This window comes from Streptomyces sp. NPDC030814 (assembly GCF_055572155.1).
This window is the reverse complement of sequence record NZ_JBVIDX010000005.1, coordinates 25,253-46,665: the sequence shown is the minus strand read 5'-3', so window position 1 is coordinate 46,665 and position 21,413 is coordinate 25,253. Positions and strand designations below refer to the sequence as shown.

The window sequence follows — 21,413 nt, the reverse complement described above, 5'->3', positions numbered from 1 at the left end:
AAGTGCCGTACCGTGCTGGTGGGATGGGCGTGTTCGGCTCATGCGCTTTCCAGCTCCGGGTGGTGGCCGCCTGCGGTGAGTACCGGTGCGGGCCGTCGTGCGTCGATGAGGTTGTCGGACGGGCAGGGAACCGACACCCGGGTGTGGTCCGCGGGTGCGGGGGCCGAGGTGGCGCAGGCGGACCTGCCGACCGGGAATTGCGTGATCTGCTGGGGCATGACCCGGGGCGGCCAGCAGCGCGGGACGAGGATGTCCAGAGCGTAGGCGCGGGCGACGAGCGCGGACCGGGTGGGGGCTTGCAGCTTCTTCAGCATCGCGCTGATGTGGTACTCGACGCCGTGGCTGCTGAGGCCGAGCCGTGAGGCCAACTGCTGGGTGGACAGCCCGGCGGCCACGCCTTCCAGGATACGGGCGGGCACCTCGGCGAGTGTCGTGGCCGGTGTGGGCGTGGGGCTGTGGACGGCGTCCGGGACGATGAGCGCGATCGCGGCGCAGTCCGTGCGGCAGACATGCAGGACGGTGCTGAGCGTGATGCCCGTGACCAGGCAGTCCCTGTCCGTGAGGTTCCCGTCGGTGAGTGTCAGGCGAATGCTGAAGTCGACGCACCGCCCGTCGACGAGTTGGGAGAAGTGTTCCTCCAGGCTCGCCGCGGCCGTCGGGTGGAAGAACCGTGCCAGAGGTTCCCCCGTCACCTCCGCGTCTACGAGCCCGAACTGCTCGCGGAACGCGTCGTTCGCCGCCACGACCCGGAGGGCGGTGTCGAGATGGAGGATGCCGAGTGCCGCGGTGACCGCCGACGGGGGCGCTGGTGTCGACGGGGCTCCTGATTTCGCCGCGACGGGCTCTGGGTGGGGCTCCAGAATGGTGGCCTTGGGCAGGGTGGACAAGGCAGTACCTCTTTCGGGGGGCGGCCGGAAGAGACTCGGGTGTTCGTTCCGCGTTCGGCCGATGCCGGTGGACTGCCCTGGGCGGGGGCGTCCTTAGTCTCTTCCGTCAGGTGGGACAGAAAGCCGTGTGAGGGAAGCCGGACGTGGGGGGGGAGGGGGGAGAGAGACAGGGCTGCCCGAACGTCGTAGTGAATCCTGTTCCCCATCGGACGGGGGTCCGGGAAAACCGTCCAACTGCCATGGGGATGCGGCGTACAAGGTCTCTTGGTGATGCGGGCGTGTGCCCCTTGTTGGTTCCATAGTTACCACGGTGACGGATTATCACAAGACCCAACATCTCCATTCTGGCGTGGAGTTCGGGTCGGACGCATGCGCTTCCGCGGTCGCTGTACGCGATGCGGCCGACTGTCCGCCCGGCCGCCGACCGCGTCCGTGGCCAGGTGCAACAGGCAGGCCGACGCACACGCGGGACACCGTGGGCACCCTTCGAGGCGGGTCGGATCGCGGTGGGGGACACGGGGACGGTCTTCTCCGCGGGTGGTGACCGGAGACCGCCATGCCCGCCCACCGGGGACGCACCTGCGCTGGGCCACCGCGTTCAGCAACGCCTGGCAGCGGGCCGCCCGACTTCCGGCCCTCACCTGACGGCCGGCCACCACCCCGTCGACACCAGGAAGGAGGAGAACCCCTCACCTCGGGGCCCGTGGAACCCCACGCACCCGCAGCGCATGCGACGGCTCCTGTGCCGACCGGCCGGACAAACCAGGGCAAGACGCCGGATCGGCGGAACCGATCAACCTGCAGAAGAATCGAGGCCGACGCCAACCCGAATGCGGGGACTACGGGTTCTTCTAGTCGACCTTCGTTCTGTGGCCCTTGTATGGTCGCATTGCCTCCGCAGGTCGACCCCTTTCGGCACTATAGGAGACCCCCCATGGCGACCATCGAATCGACCATCAAACACATCCTGGTCGACGATCTCTTCATCACTGTGCCGCCGTCCGAGATCGGGTTGGACGACAATTTCCGGGACGTCCTCGGACTCGATTCGCTCGGATTCACCGAACTCCGCACCCAGTGCGAATACCTCTTCGGTATCACCATCTCGGACGAGGACTTCGTCCCGGAGCACTTCTCCTCCGTCCGGACCCTGACCCAGTTGGTGTCGCGCATGCAAGCGGCTCTTCCGGACGAGGCCGGCGTCCAGTGACCGAGATGTCGAACACCGAAGTGGCGCGTGAACCGCGGACCATGGGGTTCACGGAACTCAAGAGCTGGTTGCGCCATCGCCATCCGATGGTTTATCTCGACCGTATTCTGGATTACGAGCCCGGGAAATACGTGAAGAGCCTCATGGCTGTTTCCGGGCAGATCGACGCGATCGCGGGGCACTTTCCCGAGCGTGCCGTCTTTCCCGCCAGCCACATGATGCAGGCGATCGCCCAGTCAGCGATCATCCTCGGCCAGTTGTCGACCTCGCCGCTCACCGACGACGAGATCACCCTGATCGGATCGGTCAAGGCCAGGTTCATCCGCGTCGTTGTTCCCGGCGACCAGATCGTCTTCCACACCACCTGCGACAAGCTTCGCGGCGACGTCATGACGTTCACGTGTCGGGCGGAGGTCTCCGGCAGGCCCGTCGCCATGACCAGAGGCTCGCTGGTCCGCACCAAGGTGGCGGATCTGGGCGAGCAGTTGTGGTGAGCACAGCGTCCCAGGTGTGGGTGACCGGAAGGGCGTGGTCGACTGCCCTGGGCTCCGACGTGGACACCGTGTGGGAGTCACTGCTGGCCGGCGCCTCCGGCATCACCGAAGTTCCGTCCCCGTTGCCGCTGCGCGGCATGCTCGCCGCGACCGTGCCCGACCTCGAAAGTGACCTGCCCGCGTGGGACCGCCAGCAGCGGATCACCCGCGCCACGCTGTCAAAGGCCCTGCGGGACGCGGGGATCGACCCCGGCGACCCGCGTGTCCTGCCCGTCCTCGGCACCAGCTACGGCCCCCACCTGGAGATGCCGGACACCGGCTCCCTGTCCCACTGGTCCATCACAGCGACACGGGGCGCCGGATGCGTGGTGGATCCGGTCACCGTCACCACCGCCTGCTCCGCGGGTTCCGACGCAGTCCTGGCCGCACTCGCCTTCCTCGAGGAAGGCGTCGCGGACGTCTGCGTGTGCGGCGGGGCCGACGTACTCACCCCGGGCAAACGCCTTGGCCACTCACACCTCGGCACGATGTCCCCCGACGGCCTCCGTGCCTTCGACACCGCCCGCAACGGCACCGTCCTCGGCGAGGGAGCGGCGTTCCTCGTCCTGGAGCGGGCCGAACACGCCCGCGCCCGCGGCGCCCGCCCGTACGGCGTCGTCGCCGGCGCCGGATCGTCGAACGACGCCGCCAATGCCGTGGCCCCCGATCCGTCCGGCGCGAACGTCGTCCTGGCCGTGGAACGCGCGCTGCGCGACGCGGACATCACGCCGGAGGACGTCACCGTCGTCAACACGCACGGCTCCGGGACACCGGTGAACGACGACGTGGAGGCCCGGGCCTACGCGCGGCTCTTCGCCGACGTACCCCGCCCGCCGGTCGCGTCCGCGACGAAGGGAGCGTTCGGACACACCCTCGGCGCGACCGGCGCCATCGAGGCGGTGGCCCTGCTCCAGACCCTCGCGACAGGCACGGTGCCCCCCGTCCCCTCCCTACGGAACCCGCTGCCACGGCTCGGCCTGCCGATCCCGATGGAGCGACCGACGAAGGCCGAACCGGGCTGGGGCATCAGCGTGACCCTCGGATTCGGCGGCTTCAACACCTGTCTCGTCCTCCAGGGACCCGAAAGCGCGGTGACATGACTGACGCGGCCACATTGACCACGTACGGCATGACCGTGCTCGGCGAAGGCGTCACCGAGGTGACCGACCTGTCCGGTGTACGCCCGAGACAGAGGGCCTCCCTCTACGCGGACCCGCTCTCATGGCTCGTGTTCGAGGCCGTGCAACACGCGATCGACGCACACCGGGAAGACATCGACTCGGCGCGGGAGGGCGTGGGGCACATCGTCGTCAGCGACGACTGCACCACGTACACCATGCGCGCGATCGCCGCGACGATCGCGGCGGGACGCATCTCGCCGCTGCGGTTCTCCGGGGCGAACCCGGGTTCGGTGTGCAGCCTCCCCTCGCAGTTCCTGGGCTTCAGCGGGCCCAGCATGACCCTGTCGATGCCGCCGGACAAGGGCCTGCCCCCAGCGGCCGCCGTCGCCCGCGCATGGCTGCGCCAGGGCTCGGCGACCCATGTGCTCGTCACGTCCCATCGAGCCGGCCCCGCGGGCCATCGCATCACCAGCACGCTGCTGACGGGGACACAGAAAGGCTGAAGTGGACACCGCCTGCACTCTTGAGTCCGGCGTCGTGCGGGACTTTCTCCGTGATCTCGTCCAGGTGGACCGACCGGGAACCCGGCCCCCGCCGTTCGACACCGTGGTGGAGGAGATCAACCACCTCGGTGTCGAACCCGGAACGCCCGTCATGGTGGCGCTGCCGAACGGCGCTCCGTTCGTCACCGTGGTGTGCGCGCTGCTGGTCCGGGGCGCGGTCCCGGTGCTTCTGCCGCCGTCGGCGCCGCCGTCCCGTGTCGAACGGATGGCGCGGGCCCTCGGCGCGGACGCCCTGATCGCCGCGAGGGTCCCGCCCGCACCGCACGCCGACGTACCACCGCGCACCCTCGGCGGGTTCGCCCGGTTCGCCCGCCTGAGCGGCGTGGACACCGTCCGGTACCGGCCCGGGGAGATCATCCTCCTGACCTCGGGCACCTCCGGTGTGTTCAGCGGCTGTCTGCACCGCGTCGACTCGCTCCTGCGCAACGCCGGCCGCCACGCCCGGGCGATCGGCCAGAGCGCCGCCGACAGCGTCCTGATAAGCCTGCCCATGCACTACTCCTACGCCTTCGTCGCCCAGTTGCTCGCCACCCTCGCGACCGGGGGCAGGGCGGTCATCGCGGGACCGCCGTTCACGCCCGCCCACTACCACCGGACCATCCAGGAACACGGGGTCACCGTGTCCTCCCTGACACCCACGATGGTCGAATCATGGCTCCGCGCGGGAGAGCGACTCCCGGCACCGCTGCGCCGTTTGACGGTAGGGGGTGATGCGTTCGCCGCCTCGTCCGTGGCGGACCTCCTGAAGCACAACGCGGGCCTGGAGCTGTACCTCACCTACGGGCTCACCGAAGCCGGTCCCCGCGTCTCCACCCTCGCCGCCCACCTGGAGCCGCCCTGTCGCCATGCCTCGGTGGGACTCCCGCTCCCCGGGGTCCAGGTCCGGCTGCGCACGGTGGACGCCGACGACAGGGTCGGCGAGCTGATCGTCGAGACGGACACAGGCATGCTCCGCAGGGTCGGCCGCCGCGACGAGCCCGAGCTCCCCGTCAGCGGCCCCACGACCTCGATCAGCACGGGGGACCTCTTCGAGAGGGACGACGAGGGCTATCTCTACTTTCGCAGCCGCCGCCCCAGCTATGTGATCAGCCGAGGCGAGAAGGTCTCCCTGAAATCGGTCTGCGCGCTCGCGGAGACCATCCCCGGCGTCCTGGGCGCGGAGGCCTGGACCCACGAGAACACCGCCGGCGATGTCGTGTTCACCCTCGACGTCTACTGCGCGGACCCCTCGATCGACGAACAGGAAATCCGACGACGGCTGGCGACGGTCCTGCTGCGCAGCGAGCAGCCGGCCCGCCTGTTGATCCACCCGGCAACGCACCTGGGCTGGCGCAAGTCCGCCGGAATGTAGCGGAGGTCGACCATGGAACATCTCACCCCACCCCTGCTGGTCTCGGGCAACTCCCCGGACGCGCTCGCGGCGGCGGCCGACCGGCTGCGTGAGGAGGCCGCGTCGGCCCCGGAGGAGACGCTGCGGGACCTCCGCCACCGCAGCCTGACCACGGTCCACGCCCACCGACGCGGCGCGGTACTCGCCACGGACCGGGACGGACTGCTGCGCGGCCTCACCGCCCTGGCCCAGGGCCGGGCCGGGCGCGACATCCTCACCGGCACCGCCGACGTGGCCCGCGAACCCGTCCTGGTCTTCCCCGGCCAGGGCGCCAGTTGGCCGGGCATGGCGGCGGAACTGCGCGCGTCCTCGCCCGCATTCCAGGAGCGCATCGAGTTCTACGGCCGGACACTGAGCACCCACCTGGACGGCTGGAACCCGGCCGACGCGCTCGCCGAGGAAGCGGAGCTCACCCGGCTCGGCACCATCCAGCCCGTCCAGTTCGCCCTGTCCTCGGCCCTCGCGGACACCTGGCGCGCCCACGGCCTGAAGGAGACGGCGGTCGTCGGACACTCCGTCGGCGAGATCGCCGCCGCCCACGCCTGTGGTGCCGTGGCCATCGAGGACGCCGCCCGGCTCCTCGCTCAGTACGGCAGCGCGCTCACCCGTATCGAGGGGCGGGGCGCGATGGCATCCGTCGCCGCCTCCGTCGACCGCGTCGAACCGCTGCTCGGCACATGGGCAGGACGACTCGACATCGCCGCCGTCAACAGCGCCCGCAACGTGACGGTCAGCGGTGACCGGGACGCCGTGGACGAACTCCTGGCCGAGCTGACCGGCGAGGGGCTCTGGGCCTGGAAGGTGCCCGGGATCGAGGTCGCCGGCCACTCCCGCCAGACGGAGGTCCTGCGCGAGCTGATGCTCGGACAGGTGTCCTCCGCGGCCCCGGGCCCGCTCCGCGCCGCCTTCTACTCCACCGCCACGGGCTCGCGGCTCGGTGCCGCCGACCTCACCGCCGCGCACTGGTACCGCTCAATGCGTGGCACGGTCCTTTTCGAGCAGGCCGTGCGCGCGCTCGTCGCCGCGGGCCACCGGCTCTTCATCGAGGTCAGCGCCCATCCCACACTCACCACCGTCATCGACGAGACGCTGCGCTCGGAGGGCGTGACCGGCGTGGTGATCCCCACGCTGGACCGCAGGAAGAGCGACCGCGAGAGCCTCCTGCGCGCCCTCACCCACGCGTACGTCAACGGAGTGCCGGTCAACTGGGAGACGGCGTACGAAGAACTCCTCACCCCGGCCCCGGCCCCGGCCTCAGCTCCGGCCCCGGCCTCAGCTCCGGTCTCAGCTTCGGCTCCGGTCTCAGCTCCGGCCCCGGTCTCAGCTTCGGCTCCGGTCTCAGCTCCGGCCCCGGTCGTCTGTCCGCAGGAGCCCGCGGTGCCGCCGCGGACCGCCGAGTTCGACACTGCGGAGCTGCGCGACGTCTCCCCGGCCGAACAACGCGCGATCCTGGTCGATCTGATCGCCCGGGAAACCGACAGGGTACGGGGCCACGCCGACTCCGCCGACTCCGTCGGCTCCTCCGGCTCCTCCGGCTCCTTCGGCACCCTCACCTTCCTGGAGAGCGGGCTCACCTCGCTCACCGTGGTCGAGCTGGCGGGCGCCCTCTCGGCGGCCACCGGCCTCGACCTCCCGGCCACCCTCGTCTACGACCACTCCACCCCCCTGGCCCTCGCCGACCATCTGCGCCACGAACTCGGCCTCGCCGCGCCGGACGAGGCCCCGGTGCGCCCCGTGCGCCGTGCCGCGACGGACGAGCCGATCGCGATCGTCGGGATCGGCTGCCGCTTCCCCGGCGGGGTGACCAGCGCGGAGTCCCTGTGGGACCTGGTGCTGGGCGGCCGTGACGGGATCGGCGAGCACCCCGGAGACCGCGGCTGGGACACGGACCGCCTGTACGACCCGACCCCGGGTGAGCTGGGGAAGATCTCCTCGCGGTACGGCGGGTTCCTGTACGACGCCGCCGACTTCGACGCGGGATTCTTCGGACTCTCACCGCGCGAGGCGACCGCGATGGAGCCGCAGCAGCGGCTGCTCCTGGAGGTGTCCTGGGAGGCGGTCGAGCACGCCGGCATCGCTCCCGCAAGCCTGCGCGGCACCCGCACCGGGGTGTTCGCCGGGGTGATCTCCCAGGAGTACGGCCCCCGTCTCCACCAGGCAGGAGAGGAGGTGGCGGGCCATGCGTTCCTGGGAACCGCGCTGTGCGTGGCCTCGGGCCGGATCTCCTACCTCCTGGGGCTGGAGGGACCGGCGATCACCCTGGACACGGCCTGCTCCTCCTCCCTGGTGGCGATCCATCAGGCCTGCCAGGCGCTCCGCGCCCACGACTGCGACCTGGCGCTGGCGGGCGGGGCGACCGTGATGTCCGGTCCTGGTGTGCTCGTCGAGTTCTCCCGACAGCGCGTCCTCGCCCCGGACGGCCGGTGCAAGGCGTTCTCGGCGTCCGCCGACGGCATCGGCCTCGCCGAGGGCGTCGGCATGGTGCTGCTGGAACGGCTGTCGGACGCCCGCGCGAACGGCCACCCGGTCCTCGCGGTGATCCGGGGCAGCGCGGTCAACCAGGACGGCGCCTCCAACGGTCTGTCCGCGCCCAGCGGTTCGGCACAACAACAGGTCGTCCGCCATGCCCTCGTCAACGCCGGGCTGGGCCCCCACGACATCGACGCGATCGAGGCCCACGGCACCGGAACACCGCTCGGCGACCCGATCGAGGCGCACGCGCTGCTGGCCACCTACGGTCAGCGACCCGCCGAACAGCCGGTGTGGCTGGGATCGGTGAAGTCCAACCTCGGTCACACGCAGGCCGCCGCCGGGGTCGCGGGACTGATCAAGATGGTCATGGCCATCCGGCACGGACTGCTGCCCAGGAGCCTGCACATCGACGCCCCTTCCCCACACGTGAACTGGTCGGCCGGCGCGATGCGGCTGCTCACCGAGGAACAGCCGTGGCCGGACATCGACGGCCGCCCCCGGCGCGCCGCGGTGTCGTCCTTCGGCGTTTCCGGCACCAACAGCCACCTGATCCTGGAGCAGTCGCCCCTGCCCGCGGCCCCCGCGCCCGCCGCCGGCGGCGGGACGCCGGCGGAGATCCTGTGGCCCGTCTCGGCGAAGAGCCGGACCGCGCTGCGGGCCCAGGCCGCCCGGCTGCGCGAGCACGCCGCCGTCCACCCCCACCTCGATCCCGTGGACGTGGCTCATACGCTGGGCACCGCACGCAGCGCCTTCGCGCACCGCGCCGTGGTGCGGGGCCGTACCCGTGACGAACTCCTCGACGGCCTGCGGGCGTTGCAACGGCAGGAGGACCACCCCTGCCTCACCCAGGCTGCCGTGCCTGTGTCGGGGCCGGGGAAGCTGGTGTTCGTCTTCCCCGGGCAGGGCTCGCAGTGGCCCGGCATGGGCATGGAACTGTACGACGCCCACCCGGCCTATGCGCAGGCACTCGACGCGGCCGACGAGGCCCTGCGGCCCCACACCGGCTGGTCGGTGGTGGACGTCCTGCGCGGCGCTCCGGGTGCGCCCGCGTTGGAAGGGGTCGACGTCGTCCACCCCGCGCTGTTCGCGGTGATGACCTCGCTCGCCCGCCTGTGGCAGTCCTACGGTCTCGGCCCGGACGCCGTGGTGGGACACTCCCAGGGCGAGATAGCCGCCGCCCACATCGCAGGTGCCCTCACCCTGGCCGACGCGGCGAAACTGGTCGTCCTGCGCGCCCAGTCACTGGCCGTCCTGTCCGGCACCGGCTCCATGGCCACGCTCGGCCTGCCCGCCGACCGGGCCCGGGAGCTCGTCGACGAGTACGCCGGTGACATCGGCGTGGCCGCGGTCAACAGCCCCGCCTCCACGGTCGTCGCCGGCGTCGGCACCGCCGTGGAGGAACTGCTGCGGCGGTGCGATGCGGAGGGCATACGGGCGCGGCGTATCGACGTGGAGGTCGCCGGCCACTCCCCGCACATCGAGCCGCTGCACGACGACATCCTGGAACGGCTCGCGGGCATCACCCCGCACCCCACCTCCATCGCCTTCCACAGCACGGTGGACGGCCGTCTCCAGGACGGCCCGCTCGACGGCAGGACCCTGACCGCCGCCTACTGGTGGGACAACCTCCGCAACACGGTCCGCCTCACCGACACCATTCGCTCGCTGGCCGCCCAGGGGTACCGCACCTTCCTGGAGTGCAGCCCGCACCCGGTACTCGTGCCGGCCGTCGAGGAGACCGCTGTCGCCGCCGGGCTCGTCGTCGGCACCCTGCACCGCACCCAGTCGCAGACCGGCTCCCTCGCATCCGCCGCGGCACACCTGCACACCCACGGGCACGACCTCGACTGGAGTGCCCTGTACGCCGGGGCCCGCCGCGTCGACGTTCCCACGTACGCCTTCGAACACCGCCGCCACTGGCTCGTCCAGGCCCCCTCGGCCGAGGCGGTGACCGCAGGGCAGCGCACGACGGGGCACCCGCTGCTGGGCGCGATGGTCGACCTGCCCGACGACGAGGGCCTGCTCCTGACCGGCCGTGTCGGCCTGGACACCCACCCCTGGCTCGCCGACCATGCCGCCACCTCAGTCGCGCTGGTCCCCGGCACCGCCTACCTGGACATGGTCCTGCACGCGGCCGACCTGGCCGGGTGCCCGCACATCGCCGAGCTGACCCTGCACGCCCCCATGGTGCTGCCCGACCAGGAGACCCTCGACCTGCAGCTGAGGGTCGGCCCGCCCGACGACCACGGGCACCGGCCGGTCACCCTGCACGCGCGTGTCCACACCGCCGAAACCGACCCGCCCGCCTGGACCCTGCACGCCACAGCGCGGCTGACCCCACAACCGGCGGCGGACCCGGCACCGGTCGGACCGGCCGTGTGGCCGCCCGCCGATGCCCGGCCGGTCGACCTGGCCGGCCTGCGCACCGGCCTCGCCGAGGCGGGCTACGACTACGGCCCGGCCTTCACCGGCCTGCGTTCCGTGTGGCACCGGGACGAGTACTTCTACGCCGAGGCCGAACTGCCCGACGGCCTGGCGCCCACCGGCCACGTCATCCATCCCGCGCTGCTCGACACCGCCCTGCACCCCATCGCCCTGCCCGACACCGCGGGGGAGCGCACCGACGGACGCGACGGGCCCCGGCTGCCCTTCACCTTCAGCGGCATCACCCGCACCGGAACCCCGGCCCGGCACTTGCGCGTCCACCTGCAGGTCACCAAGCCGGACACCGTGCGTGTGCTGGCCACCGACGGCACGGGCGCCCCGGTCCTGACCATCGACGCGCTCACCCTGCGCGCGACCACCGGCGACCATCTGCGCCGCCAGGCCACCACCAGCCCCGAGCACGACCTGCTGCACCTGACGTGGAGCGCGTTGCCCGGCGCCCGCACCGGCGCCCCCGACAGCACCGGATGGGCCCTGCTCGACACGGATCCCCGGCTCACCGAGGCCCTGGACACCGTCCCTCGCCATGCCGGTCTCGCCGCCCTGACCGCGGCCGTCGACCGGGGAGCGGCTCCGCCCGAGCTGGTCGTCTGGTCCCCGCCGGCCCGGGACCAGGCCGATGCCGAGGGCGCCCGGACCCTGTGCGAACACGTGCTGCACTTCCTTCGGGAATGGCTCGCCGACGACCGGCTGACCCGTACCGTCCTCGCGGTCGTCACCCGCCACGCCGTCGTCACCGGTCCCCACGACCCGCCCGGACTCGCCGACGGCCCGGCGTGGGGTCTGCTGCACACCGCCCAGAACGAGAACCCCGGCCGGATCGTCCTGGTCGACACCGACCGCCACCCCGACAGCGCGGCCGCGCTGACCGCCGTACTGGCCGCCGGGCACCCCCAGACGGCGATACGGGCCGGGAAGCCGTACATCCCGCGGCTCGCCCGGACCAGCACGGCCGAGCTGCTCACCCCGCCGGCCGAAACCCCCGCCTGGCGGCTGGAGTCCACCGGCGCGGGTGGTCTCGACCGGCTCGCCCTGCTGCCCGCGCCCGACGCCACCGCCCCGCTGCGGCCCGGCGAGGTCCGCGTCGAGGTGCGTGCCGCTGCGATGAACTTCGTCGACACCGCCGCCGCACTCGGTCTGATCCCGCCCCGGAGTCTCGGGGCGGAGGCCGCCGGTGTCGTCACCGAGACCGGGCCGGGCGTGCACCGGTTCGCCGTCGGGGACCGTGTGACGGGCCTGATCGAGAAGGCCTTCGGGCCGGTCGCCGTCGCCGACCAGCGCCTGCTGACGCACGTCCCGGACGCGTGGTCGTTCGCGCAGGCCGCCGGCGTGCCCGTGGCGTTCGCCACCGCCTACCACGGCCTCGTGGACCTGGCGGACGTCCGGCCCGGCGAGACGGTCCTGATCCACGCCGCCGCCGGAGGCGTCGGCCAGGCCGCCGTCCAGCTGGTCCGCCACCTGGGCGCGACGCCGCTGGTGACCGCCCACCCCGACAAGTGGGAGACCCTGCGCGCCCTGGACTGCCCCGACGAGCACATCGCCAGTTCCCGCGACCTCGCATTCGCCGAGCGCTTCCGGGAGGCCACCGGGGGCCGTGGCGTGGATGTCGTCCTGAACTGCCTGACCGGTTCCTTCGTCGACGCGTCCCTGGACCTCCTGGCGCCCGGCGGTCGTTTCATCGAACTCGGCAAGACCGACATCCGGGACGCCGGGCACCTGGCCACGACCCACCCGCACCTCACCTACCAGGCCTTCGACCTGCACCCCAGCGCGGGCCCCGACCGCCTGGCGGACCTGCTCGCCGAACTCCTCGACCTGTTCCGCACCGGGGCGTTGACCCCTCTGCCCGTCACCGCCTACGGCATCCGCCAGGCAGCCGACGCCTTCAGGCTCATGCAGAACGCCCGTCACACGGGGAAGCTCGTCCTGACCTTCCCCCGTCCGCTGGACCCCGACGGCACGGTACTGATCACCGGAGGCACCGGTACCCTCGGCACTCTGCTCGCCCGGCACCTCGTTGCCACACACGGGGTCCGCCACCTGCTGCTGGCGAGCCGGCGCGGACCCGAGGCCGACGGAGCCGACCGGCTGCGCGCCGAGCTCGAAGGCGTGGGTGCGCACGTCACGATCACCGCCTGCGACGTCGCCGACCCGAACGCGCTGCGGCAACTCCTCGACTCCGTCCCGACCGAGCACCCGCTGACCGGTGTCTTCCACACGGCGGGCACGCTGGCGGATGCCACCATCGCCAACCTGACACCCGAGCAGTTCGCCAGGGCCTTCGCGCCGAAGGCCGACGCCGCCCGGCAGTTGCACGAACTGACCCGCCACCTCGACCTGGCCGCCTTCGTCCTCTACTCCTCGACCGCCGCCACCTTCGGCAACCCCGGCCAGGGCAACTACGTGGCCGCCAACGCCTTCCTCGACGCCCTCGCCCACCACCGGCGCCGCCAGGGCTTGCCCGCCACCTCCATGGCCTGGGGCTGGTGGCAGCCGGTCACCGGACTCAGCGGCACGTTGACCGACTCCGACAACGCGAGGATCGCCGGCACAGGACTCGCCCCGATCACCGCGGAGTACGGGCACGCCCTCCTCGACGCCGCGCTGGATCTGCCGTACCCGGTGCTCACCGCCAGCCCCCTCAACCAGCGGACCCTGCGCGCCAACAGTGAACTGGGCACTCTGCACCCGCTGCTGGAGCGCCTGACCGCCGCCACAGCCGCTCGCCGGACCTCGGGCGCCGCCGACGCGGTCCCCGATCTGCGCCAGGAACTCGACGCCCTCGCCCCCGAGGCGCGGCTGCGTCGGCTGCGCACGCTCATCACCGCCCACGCCGGCGCCGTACTGGGGCTCGACGCGTCCTCGCCGCTGCCGGCGGACCAGCCCTTCAAGGCGTCCGGCTTCGACTCCCTGACGGCCCTGGAACTACGCAACCGCCTCACCAGGGCCACCGCGCTCCAGCTGCCTGCGACCCTCACCTACGACCATCCGACCCCCGACGACCTCGCCGTCCACCTCGCCGGCGAACTGTTCCCCGGCGACGGCGACGGCGACGGCGTCGACCGGACGGCGACAGACCCGGACGCGGCGATCCAGCGGGCCCTTGCCTCGATACCCGTCGCCCGCCTGCGGGACCTCGGGCTGCTGGAGACGCTGCTGCAACTCGCCGACGACGGCACGACCCCCGCCCGGCCCCCCGGCGCCGAGGACATCAGGTCGGCGAGCGCCGACGAACTCGTCGCCCTCGCCCTGTCCATGGAGGAGTCCGGATGACGCACCGCCCCGGCGGTGCCGCACACGCCGCCCACGGACCGACGTCCCCCGAGCAGACGGAGCCGACCGTGACCAACCCGCCTGCCGACATCGTCGAGGCTCTGCGGAACAGCCTGCTGGCCAACGAGCAGTTGAGGCGGACGAACCAGAAGCTGCTGGGCGCCGCCCGGGAGCCGATCGCCGTGATCGCGATGGGGTGCCGGCTGCCCGGTGGAGTCCGGTCCCCCGAGCAGTTGTGGCAGCTGGTCACCGACGGCGGTGAGGCACTGGGGGAGTTCCCCACCGACCGGGGCTGGGACCTCGACGGCCTGCTCGGCGCCGTTGCCGAGCTGCCCCGGCGGGCCGGCTTCCTGGAGGACGCCGCCGGCTTCGACGCCGGACTCTTCCGGATATCCGACCGCGAGGCGCTGGCGATGGACCCCCAGCAGAGGCTGCTGCTGGAGACCGCCTGGGAGCTGGCGGAGCGCGCCGGAATCGCCCCGACCTCCCTGCGCGGCACCCGGACGGGCACCTTCGTCGGCGTCACCCATCAGGCCTACCTGCCCCCTCTCGACCGGCACGTCCCCGCCGCGGACGGGTACCGCCTCCAGGGCGGCCTGCCCAGCGTCGCCTCCGGCCGGATCGCCTACACGCTCGGCCTGAACGGCCCGGCGGTGACGGTGGACACCGCGTGCTCCTCCTCGCTGTCCGCCGTGCACCTGGCCTGCCAGTCGCTGCGTGCCGACGAGAGCTCGCTCGCCATCGCCGGCGGTGCGATGGTCATGGCCACCCCGGAGGTGTTCGTCGAGTTCACCAAGCAGGGCGGGCTGGCCGCGGACGGACGGTGCAAGGCGTTCGGCGACGGCGCGGACGGCACCGGGTTCTCCGAGGGTGTGGGCCTGCTCCTGCTGGAGCGGCTCTCCGACGCGCTCCGGGCCGGTCATCCGGTGCTGGCGGTCATCCGGGGCAGCGCCCTCAACCAGGACGGCGCCAGCAACGGGCTGACCGCGCCCAGCGGCCCCGCCCAGGAACAAGTCATCCGCCAGGCGCTGGCCAACGCGGGCCTGACCCCGTCCGACGTCGACCTGGTGGAGGCGCACGGCACCGGCACCACACTGGGCGACCCCATCGAAGCGAACGCCCTGATCAACACCTACGGCAAGGACCGGCCCGCGGACCAGCCGCTGTGGCTGGGCTCGCTGAAGTCCAACATCGGCCACACCCAGACGGCTGCCGGGGTCGCCGGGATCATCAAGACGGTCATGGCGCTGCGCCACGGCGAGCTGCCCCGGACCCTGCACGCCGACACCCGCTCCTCCAGGGTGGACTGGTCCAGGGGGTCGGTGCGGCTGCTCACCGAACAGCGCCCCTGGCCGGACACCGGGCGGCCCCGCCGCGCGGCGGTGTCCTCGTTCGGTGTCTCCGGCACCAACGCCCACCTCGTCCTGGAGCAGGCCCCGCCGCCGGCTGCCCCACCGCAGGATCCGGACCGGCCGCCGGCGCTGACCGTGCCCGGGTTCGTCTGGCCGGTCTCCGCCGCCGCGCCCGGCGCACTGCGCGCCCAGGCGGCCCAGCTCTCCCGACTCCTCGACGACGCGCCGGAGACAGACCTCGCCGCCGTCGGTTACTCCCTGGCGACCACCCGGGCTCACCTCGCCCACCGGGCCGTCCTCACCGGCACGGACCGCGACAGCCTGCTCGCCGGCCTCGACGCCCTCGCCAACGACCGCGCCGGGGCGGGCCTCTTCCAGGGGGTGCGCGGCCCGGCGGGCGGGACCGCGTTCCTGTTCTCCGGCCAGGGCTCCCAGTGGCCCGGCATGGGCCGCGCCCTGCACACGCACTCCCCGGTGTTCGCCCAGGCTCTGGACGAGGCGTGCACCCACCTCGACCCGCATCTGCCACGCCCGCTGAAGGACGTGATGTTCGCCGGGCCGGACACGGACGAGGCAGGGCTGCTGGACCGTACGGACTTCACCCAGGCCGCCCTCTTCGCCCTGGAAGTCGCGCTGTACCGGACCGTCGAACACCTCGGGCCCCGCCCCGACTTCGTGGCCGGACACTCCGTCGGCGAGATCGCCGCCGCCCATGTCGCCGGGGTGCTGTCCCTCACGGACGCGGCCACGCTGGTGGCCGCGCGCGGCCGGCTCATGGTGTCGCTGCCCGCCACGGGGGCGATGATCGCCCTGGCCGCCTCCGAGGAGGAGGTGGTGGCCACGCTCCGCGGCCACGAGGACCGGGTGTCCGTCGCCGCGGTCAATGCGCCGACCGCCACGGTGATCTCGGGCGACCACGACACCGTCGTACGCGTCGCCGAGGAGTGGCGAGAGCGCGGACGCCGCATCCAGCGGCTGCGCGTCAGCCACGCCTTCCACTCCCCGCACATCGACCCCGTCCTCGACGAACTCACCCGCGTGGCCGCCGGACTAGACCTCCGTCCGCCCGCCGTGCCCGTCGTCTCCACCCTCACCGGTGCCGCCCTGTCCGCGCGGGAGGCCTGCTCGCCGGAGTACTGGGCCCGCCAGGCACGCGGTGCGGTGCGCTTCGCCGACGCCGTCGCCCGGCTGCGGGAGCAGGGCATCACCACGTTCCTGGAGATCGGCCCGGACGCCGTACTGACCGCGCTCGGCCAGGCCGGCCCCGGCGACGGTCCGCGCCGGCAGGCCGGCCGTGGCCAGCAGCATCACCGTCAGCGGAACGCCGCGGACGGGGCCGGCACGTCCTCGACCGCGTGGATCCCCACCCTGCGCAGAGAACGTGACGAGCCGCGCGCCCTGACCGCCGCGCTGGCCCGTCTGCACGTCGGGGGAGCACCGGTCGACTGGACGCGGCTGCTCGCCCGCGCCGACCGTGTGGAACTGCCCACCTATCCGTTCCAGCACCGCCCCTACTGGCTGCACACCCCGCCGCCACGGCAGCTGAGCGCAGGCGGGGGACTGAGCCCGGTGACGCACCCGTTCCTGGACACCAAGGCCGTACTCGCCGACGGGGAGGGCTGGTTGTTCACCGGCGGCCTGTCCGTGCGGACCCACCCGTGGCTGCGCGACCACGCGGTGGGCGGCAGCGCGGTCGCGGCCGGCGCGGGCACCGCCGAACTGATCCTGCACGCCGGGTCCCAGCTGGGCTGCGGCCGTCTCGACGAACTCACCCTGTACACCCCTCTGGTCCTGCCGGAGAACACCTCCGTCGACCTCCAACTGCGGGTCAGGGCGGTCACGGCCGACGGACGGCGCCCCGTCGACCTCCACTTCCGGATCCCCTCCGACGACTCCGACGATTCCGACGACACCGACGCGCCCGACACGGAGCCCGGCTGGACCCACTACGCGGGCGGCACGCTCGCTCCGCACGACGACACCGTTCCCGCATGGCCCGACCTGACGGCATGGCCGCCCCCCGGCGCGCTCCCCGTCGACCTCGACCCGCTCCACGAGCGCCTCGCCGAGCAGGGCGTCGACTTCGGCCCCACCTTCCGGCTCCTCACGGGCGCGTGGCGGCGGGGCGACGACACCTACATCGAGGCCCACCTGCCCGGGGACGCCGCCGACCCGGGATTCGCCGTGCACCCCGCACTGCTGGACGCGGGGCTGCAGGCCTGTCTCGTGGAGGCGGCGGCAGACACCACGGGCGGACAGCCGGCCCGCATGCCCTTCGCCATCGCCGGCATGCGGATCTTCACACCGGGCGCCACCGTCGTGCGCGCCCACCTGTCGACCACGACACGCGCCACCTCCCCGGCAGGGCACAGCGAACACACGCTCCGGCTGGCCGACGACACGGGCCGGCCCGTCGCCGTGATCGACTCGCTGACGCTACGGCCCTTCACAGCGGAGACCGTCGGGCGGGCCCACTCCCGGCGCCAGGCGCCCTACCTCCTGGAGTGGCGCGAGGTGTCCCCGGCCGCGGACCCGCCGTCCCGCGACATCTGCTGGATCCTCCCCGAGGACGGCCCGGCCCGGCTTCCGCGCGACCTACGGGCGGACCATCACCACACCGGCATCGGTCCCGCCGTCGACGCGCTGGCCACCCGGCCGCACGGTGACGTGGCGGTCCTGGTGCGCGTCGGGCACCCCGTCGCGGCCGTCGCGGACTCCGCACACCGTTCGGCCCGGGGGCTCCTCGCCGCCGTACAGGAATGGCTGGCCGACGAACGGACCCGGGACCGGCCCCTGGTGGTGCTCACTCGAAGCGCGGTGGCGACCGAGGCGGGGGAGGACGTCCGCGATCTCGCCCAGGCGCCCGCGTGGGGGCTGCTGCGGACCGCCCAGTCCGAACATCCCGGCCGGTTCGTCCTGCTCGACATCGACGACCACGAGGCCTCCTGGCAGTACCTGCCCACGGCACTCGCCACCGCGCTCGCCGACGGTGAACCGCAACTGGCCCTGCGAAACGGCCGGTTGCGGGTGCCCCGGCTGACCAGAGCCACCATCGACACCACCCTGACCGTGCCGGAAGGACAAGCGGCCTGGCGGCTGACCCTGCGCGAACCGTCCACCGGCAGCCCGGACGACCTCGTCCTCGCCGCCTGCCCCGAGGCCGAGGCCCCCCTCACGGAGGGACAGGTCCGCGTTGCCGTCCGCGCCGCCGGCGTCAGCTTCCGCGACGTGCTCCTCACGCTCGGCATGTATCCCGAACCCGGGCGGCTCGGCAGCGAGTTGGCAGCAGTGGTGGCCGAGTGCGGCCCCGGCGTGCAGGGGCTGCGGCCCGGAGACCGGGTGCTGGGGCTCGCCTGGCAGGGAGCGATGGGGCCGCTGGCGGTCACCGACCACCGCAACCTCGTCCGCGTGCCGCGCGGCTGGACGTCCGCGCAGGCCGCGACCGTGCCCACCGCGTTCCTCACCGCCTGGCAGAGCCTCGTCGACGTCGCCGATGTGCGCCCCGGCGAGACGGTCCTGGTGCACGCGGCGGCCGGCGGGGTCGGCATGGCCGCCCTCCAGATCGCCCGCCACCTCGGCGCGGACGTCTATGCCACCGCCCACCCCACGAAACACGCCACCCTGCGTGCCCTCGGCCTCGACGACTCCCACATCGCCTCCTCCCGGGACTCAGGCTTCGAGCAGCGGTTCCGCACCATGACGGCGGGCCGCGGGATCGACGTCGTCCTGCACAGCCTCAGCGGCGAGCTGACCGACGCCTCGCTGCGCCTGCTCGCCCCCGGCGGACGTCTCGTCGACATCGGCAGGACCGACCCGCGCGACCCCCGGCAGACCGCCCTGGACCACCCCGGCAGGCGCTACCTGCCGTATCGACTCGACACACGTCCCGACCGCGTCGCGCGCACCTTCGCCCGCCTCGGCGAACTCTTCGACGACGGCACCCTCCAGCCCCTGCCCGTCACCGCCCTGGACGTCCGCCACGCTCCCCGGGCGATCCGGCTCATGCGGGACGCGGCCCACACCGGAAAGATCGTCCTCACCGTCCCCCGCCCCCTCGACCCGAACGGCACCGTCCTCGTCACCGGAGGCACGGGAACCCTCGGCTCCCTCGCCGCCCGCCACCTCGTCACACGGCACCACGTCCGACACCTGCTGCTCGTCGGCAGGCGCGGACCGGACGCCCCCGGCGCCGAGAGCCTGCGCGCCGAACTGACCCGACACGGCGCGCACGTCACCCTCGCCGCCTGCGACGTCGCCGACCCCGATGCCCTGGCAGCCCTCCTGGACACCGTCCCCGCCGACCACCCCCTCACGGCTGTCGTCCACGCCGCCGGAACGGTGGACCCCGCGACCGTCCGCGAACTGGCCCCCGACCAGATGGACAGCGTCCTGCGACCCAAGGCCGACGCGGCCTGGCAGCTGCACCGGCTCACCGAGCACCTCGATCTCGCAGAGTTCGTTCTGTACTCCTCGGCGGCGGGCGTGCTCGGGCTCGCCGGGCAGGGCAACTACGCCGCCGCGCACACCTTCGTCGACGCCCTCGCCCACCGCCGCCGCCGTCAGGGACTGCCGGCGACCGCCCTGGTCTGGGGCATGTGGGAGGAGAGGTCGGCGATGGGGGAGGAGCTCGGCGCCGAAGGGATCCGACAACTCCTGAACTCCGGGATCGTGCCGATGTCCGCCGCGGAAGGACTGGCGCGGCTCGACGCCGCCCTCGGCACCGGGCCCGACAGCCACCATCCGCTGCTCATACCGGCACGCCTGGACCTGAACTCGCTGCGTGCGGAGCACCCCACACCGCTGCTGTCGGGCCTCGCACCCGCCCCGGCACGGCCAGCGGCAACCGCCGGGGTGGCCGACCGGTTCGCGGCACTGCCGGAGTCGGAACGCCGACGGTTCCTGCTCGACCTGGTCACCCGCCACACCGGCGCCGTCCTGAGCCACCCGGACCCCACCGCCATCCCGGCCGACACCGCCTTCAGGGACCTGGGTTTCGACTCCGTGACTGCCGTGGAAGCACGTAACCGGCTCGCCGCGTCGACCGCGCTCCCGCTCCCGGCGACCGTCGTCTTCGACCACCCGTCCCCCGCCGCTCTCGCGGCCCACCTCCACGACCGGCTGGCCGACGCCACCGGGTCCCGCGCCGCCGCGGCGCCACCGGCCGCCCACCACGACGGTCCCGCCGCAGGCCTCGGCACGCTGCTGAGGCAGGCGGTCTCCCTGGGCCGTACCCACGACGGCATCGGGATCCTGACGGCGGCCGCACGGCTGCGCCCCACCTTCTCCCGCCCCCCGAAGCCGGACCACACGCCCGCCGCGACCTGGCTGCGCCGGGCGGGACGGCCGGCACTGATCTGCGTGGAGCCGTTCATCCCGGGCGCCGCGAACCTCACCTACCAGCGGCTCGCCGGCGCGCTCGACGGGCGGTACCACGTGGCGGCCGTACCGCTGCCGGGGTACCGCGACGGAGAGCGACTGCCCGCGTCCGTCGACGCCGTGGCCGAGGCACTGGCCGCCGCCGTCGAGAACTGCGCCGAGGGCGAGCCGTTCACCCTGGTCGGGTTCTCCACCGGGGGCTTCGCCGCCCACGCGACGGCCCGGCACCTCGAGGCCGGTGGCATCCGTCCCGAGGCCGTGGTGCTGCTCGACAGCCTCTCGCCCGGCGCCATCCCCGAGGCGGCGTCGGCCGACATCCTCCAGGAGTGGCTGGCGTCGCAGGGCGAGTTCTGGACCCACGACGACACCGGCCTCACCGCCATGGGCTGGTATCTCGACCTCTTCGGCGGCGGATGGCGGCCGACCGGACTCACCGCCCCCGTCCTGCTCGTCGAGGCCGCCGAGCAGGTGCCCTCCGCGCCCGAGCAGGGCTGGGCCGGGGACTGGCCGGACCTCACGGCCCGCACCACCACACCGGGCAGCCACTTCACCCTGCTCACCGAGTACGCCACGCGCACCGCCGACACCCTCACCGGCCTGCTCGACTCCCACACCGCGGCCGACGCGATCAGCTGACCCCACTCGCCCGCACCACAGCCGGCCGCCCCCCGGCACACCCCGACCGCCGCCCCCCGCCGCACACAGCGCCTGCCGCCCCCCGCCGCACACAGCGCCTGCCGCCCCACCGCCCACACCGCCCGCCGTCGCGACCACCAGCGCCGACGACGGCC

General features: G+C 73.1%; 7 protein-coding genes and 1 pseudogene. 7 read left to right on the top strand and 1 reads right to left on the bottom strand.

Going from position 1 to position 21,413, the window contains the following annotated elements:
- Positions 1-38: 38 nt before the first annotated feature.
- Positions 39-887, bottom strand: a complete 849-nt coding sequence (locus ACZ43N_RS12745) for a helix-turn-helix transcriptional regulator (RefSeq protein ID WP_468097138.1) — start codon at positions 885-887, stop codon at positions 39-41.
- A gap of 934 nt (positions 888-1,821) precedes the next feature.
- Here ACZ43N_RS12745 and ACZ43N_RS12740 point away from each other — a divergent pair.
- The 7 genes and pseudogenes from ACZ43N_RS12740 to ACZ43N_RS12710 all read left to right on the top strand — a co-directional run.
- A complete protein-coding gene (locus tag ACZ43N_RS12740) occupies positions 1,822-2,097 on the top strand; it encodes an acyl carrier protein (protein WP_468097137.1) in 276 nt (91 codons plus the stop codon).
- A 5-nt stretch (positions 2,098-2,102) separates the two neighbouring features.
- Entirely contained in the window at positions 2,103-2,591 is a 489-nt protein-coding gene (locus ACZ43N_RS12735) for a 3-hydroxyacyl-ACP dehydratase FabZ family protein (RefSeq protein WP_468097135.1), read from the top strand.
- Positions 2,588-3,730: a beta-ketoacyl-[acyl-carrier-protein] synthase family protein gene (locus tag ACZ43N_RS12730; protein WP_468097133.1), complete on the top strand. Its 1,143-nt coding sequence runs from the start codon at positions 2,588-2,590 to the stop codon at positions 3,728-3,730. The genes ACZ43N_RS12735 and ACZ43N_RS12730 overlap by 4 nt, the downstream gene beginning before the upstream one ends.
- Positions 3,727-4,254, top strand: a complete 528-nt coding sequence (locus tag ACZ43N_RS12725; RefSeq protein ID WP_468097131.1) for a coronafacic acid synthetase — start codon at positions 3,727-3,729, stop codon at positions 4,252-4,254. Before ACZ43N_RS12730 ends, ACZ43N_RS12725 begins: the two co-directional genes overlap by 4 nt.
- Before the next feature lie 34 nt (positions 4,255-4,288).
- Positions 4,289-5,665, top strand: coding sequence for a class I adenylate-forming enzyme family protein (locus ACZ43N_RS12720; protein WP_468097130.1), 1,377 nt, complete (start codon positions 4,289-4,291; stop codon positions 5,663-5,665).
- Between the two features lie 12 nt (positions 5,666-5,677).
- Positions 5,678-13,894, top strand: a complete 8,217-nt coding sequence (locus tag ACZ43N_RS12715; RefSeq protein ID WP_468097128.1) for an SDR family NAD(P)-dependent oxidoreductase — start codon at positions 5,678-5,680, stop codon at positions 13,892-13,894.
- Positions 13,895-14,058: 164 nt separating this feature from the next.
- Positions 14,059-21,258, top strand: a pseudogene (locus tag ACZ43N_RS12710) (SDR family NAD(P)-dependent oxidoreductase); the annotation flags it as partial.
- Positions 21,259-21,413 lie beyond the last annotated feature (155 nt).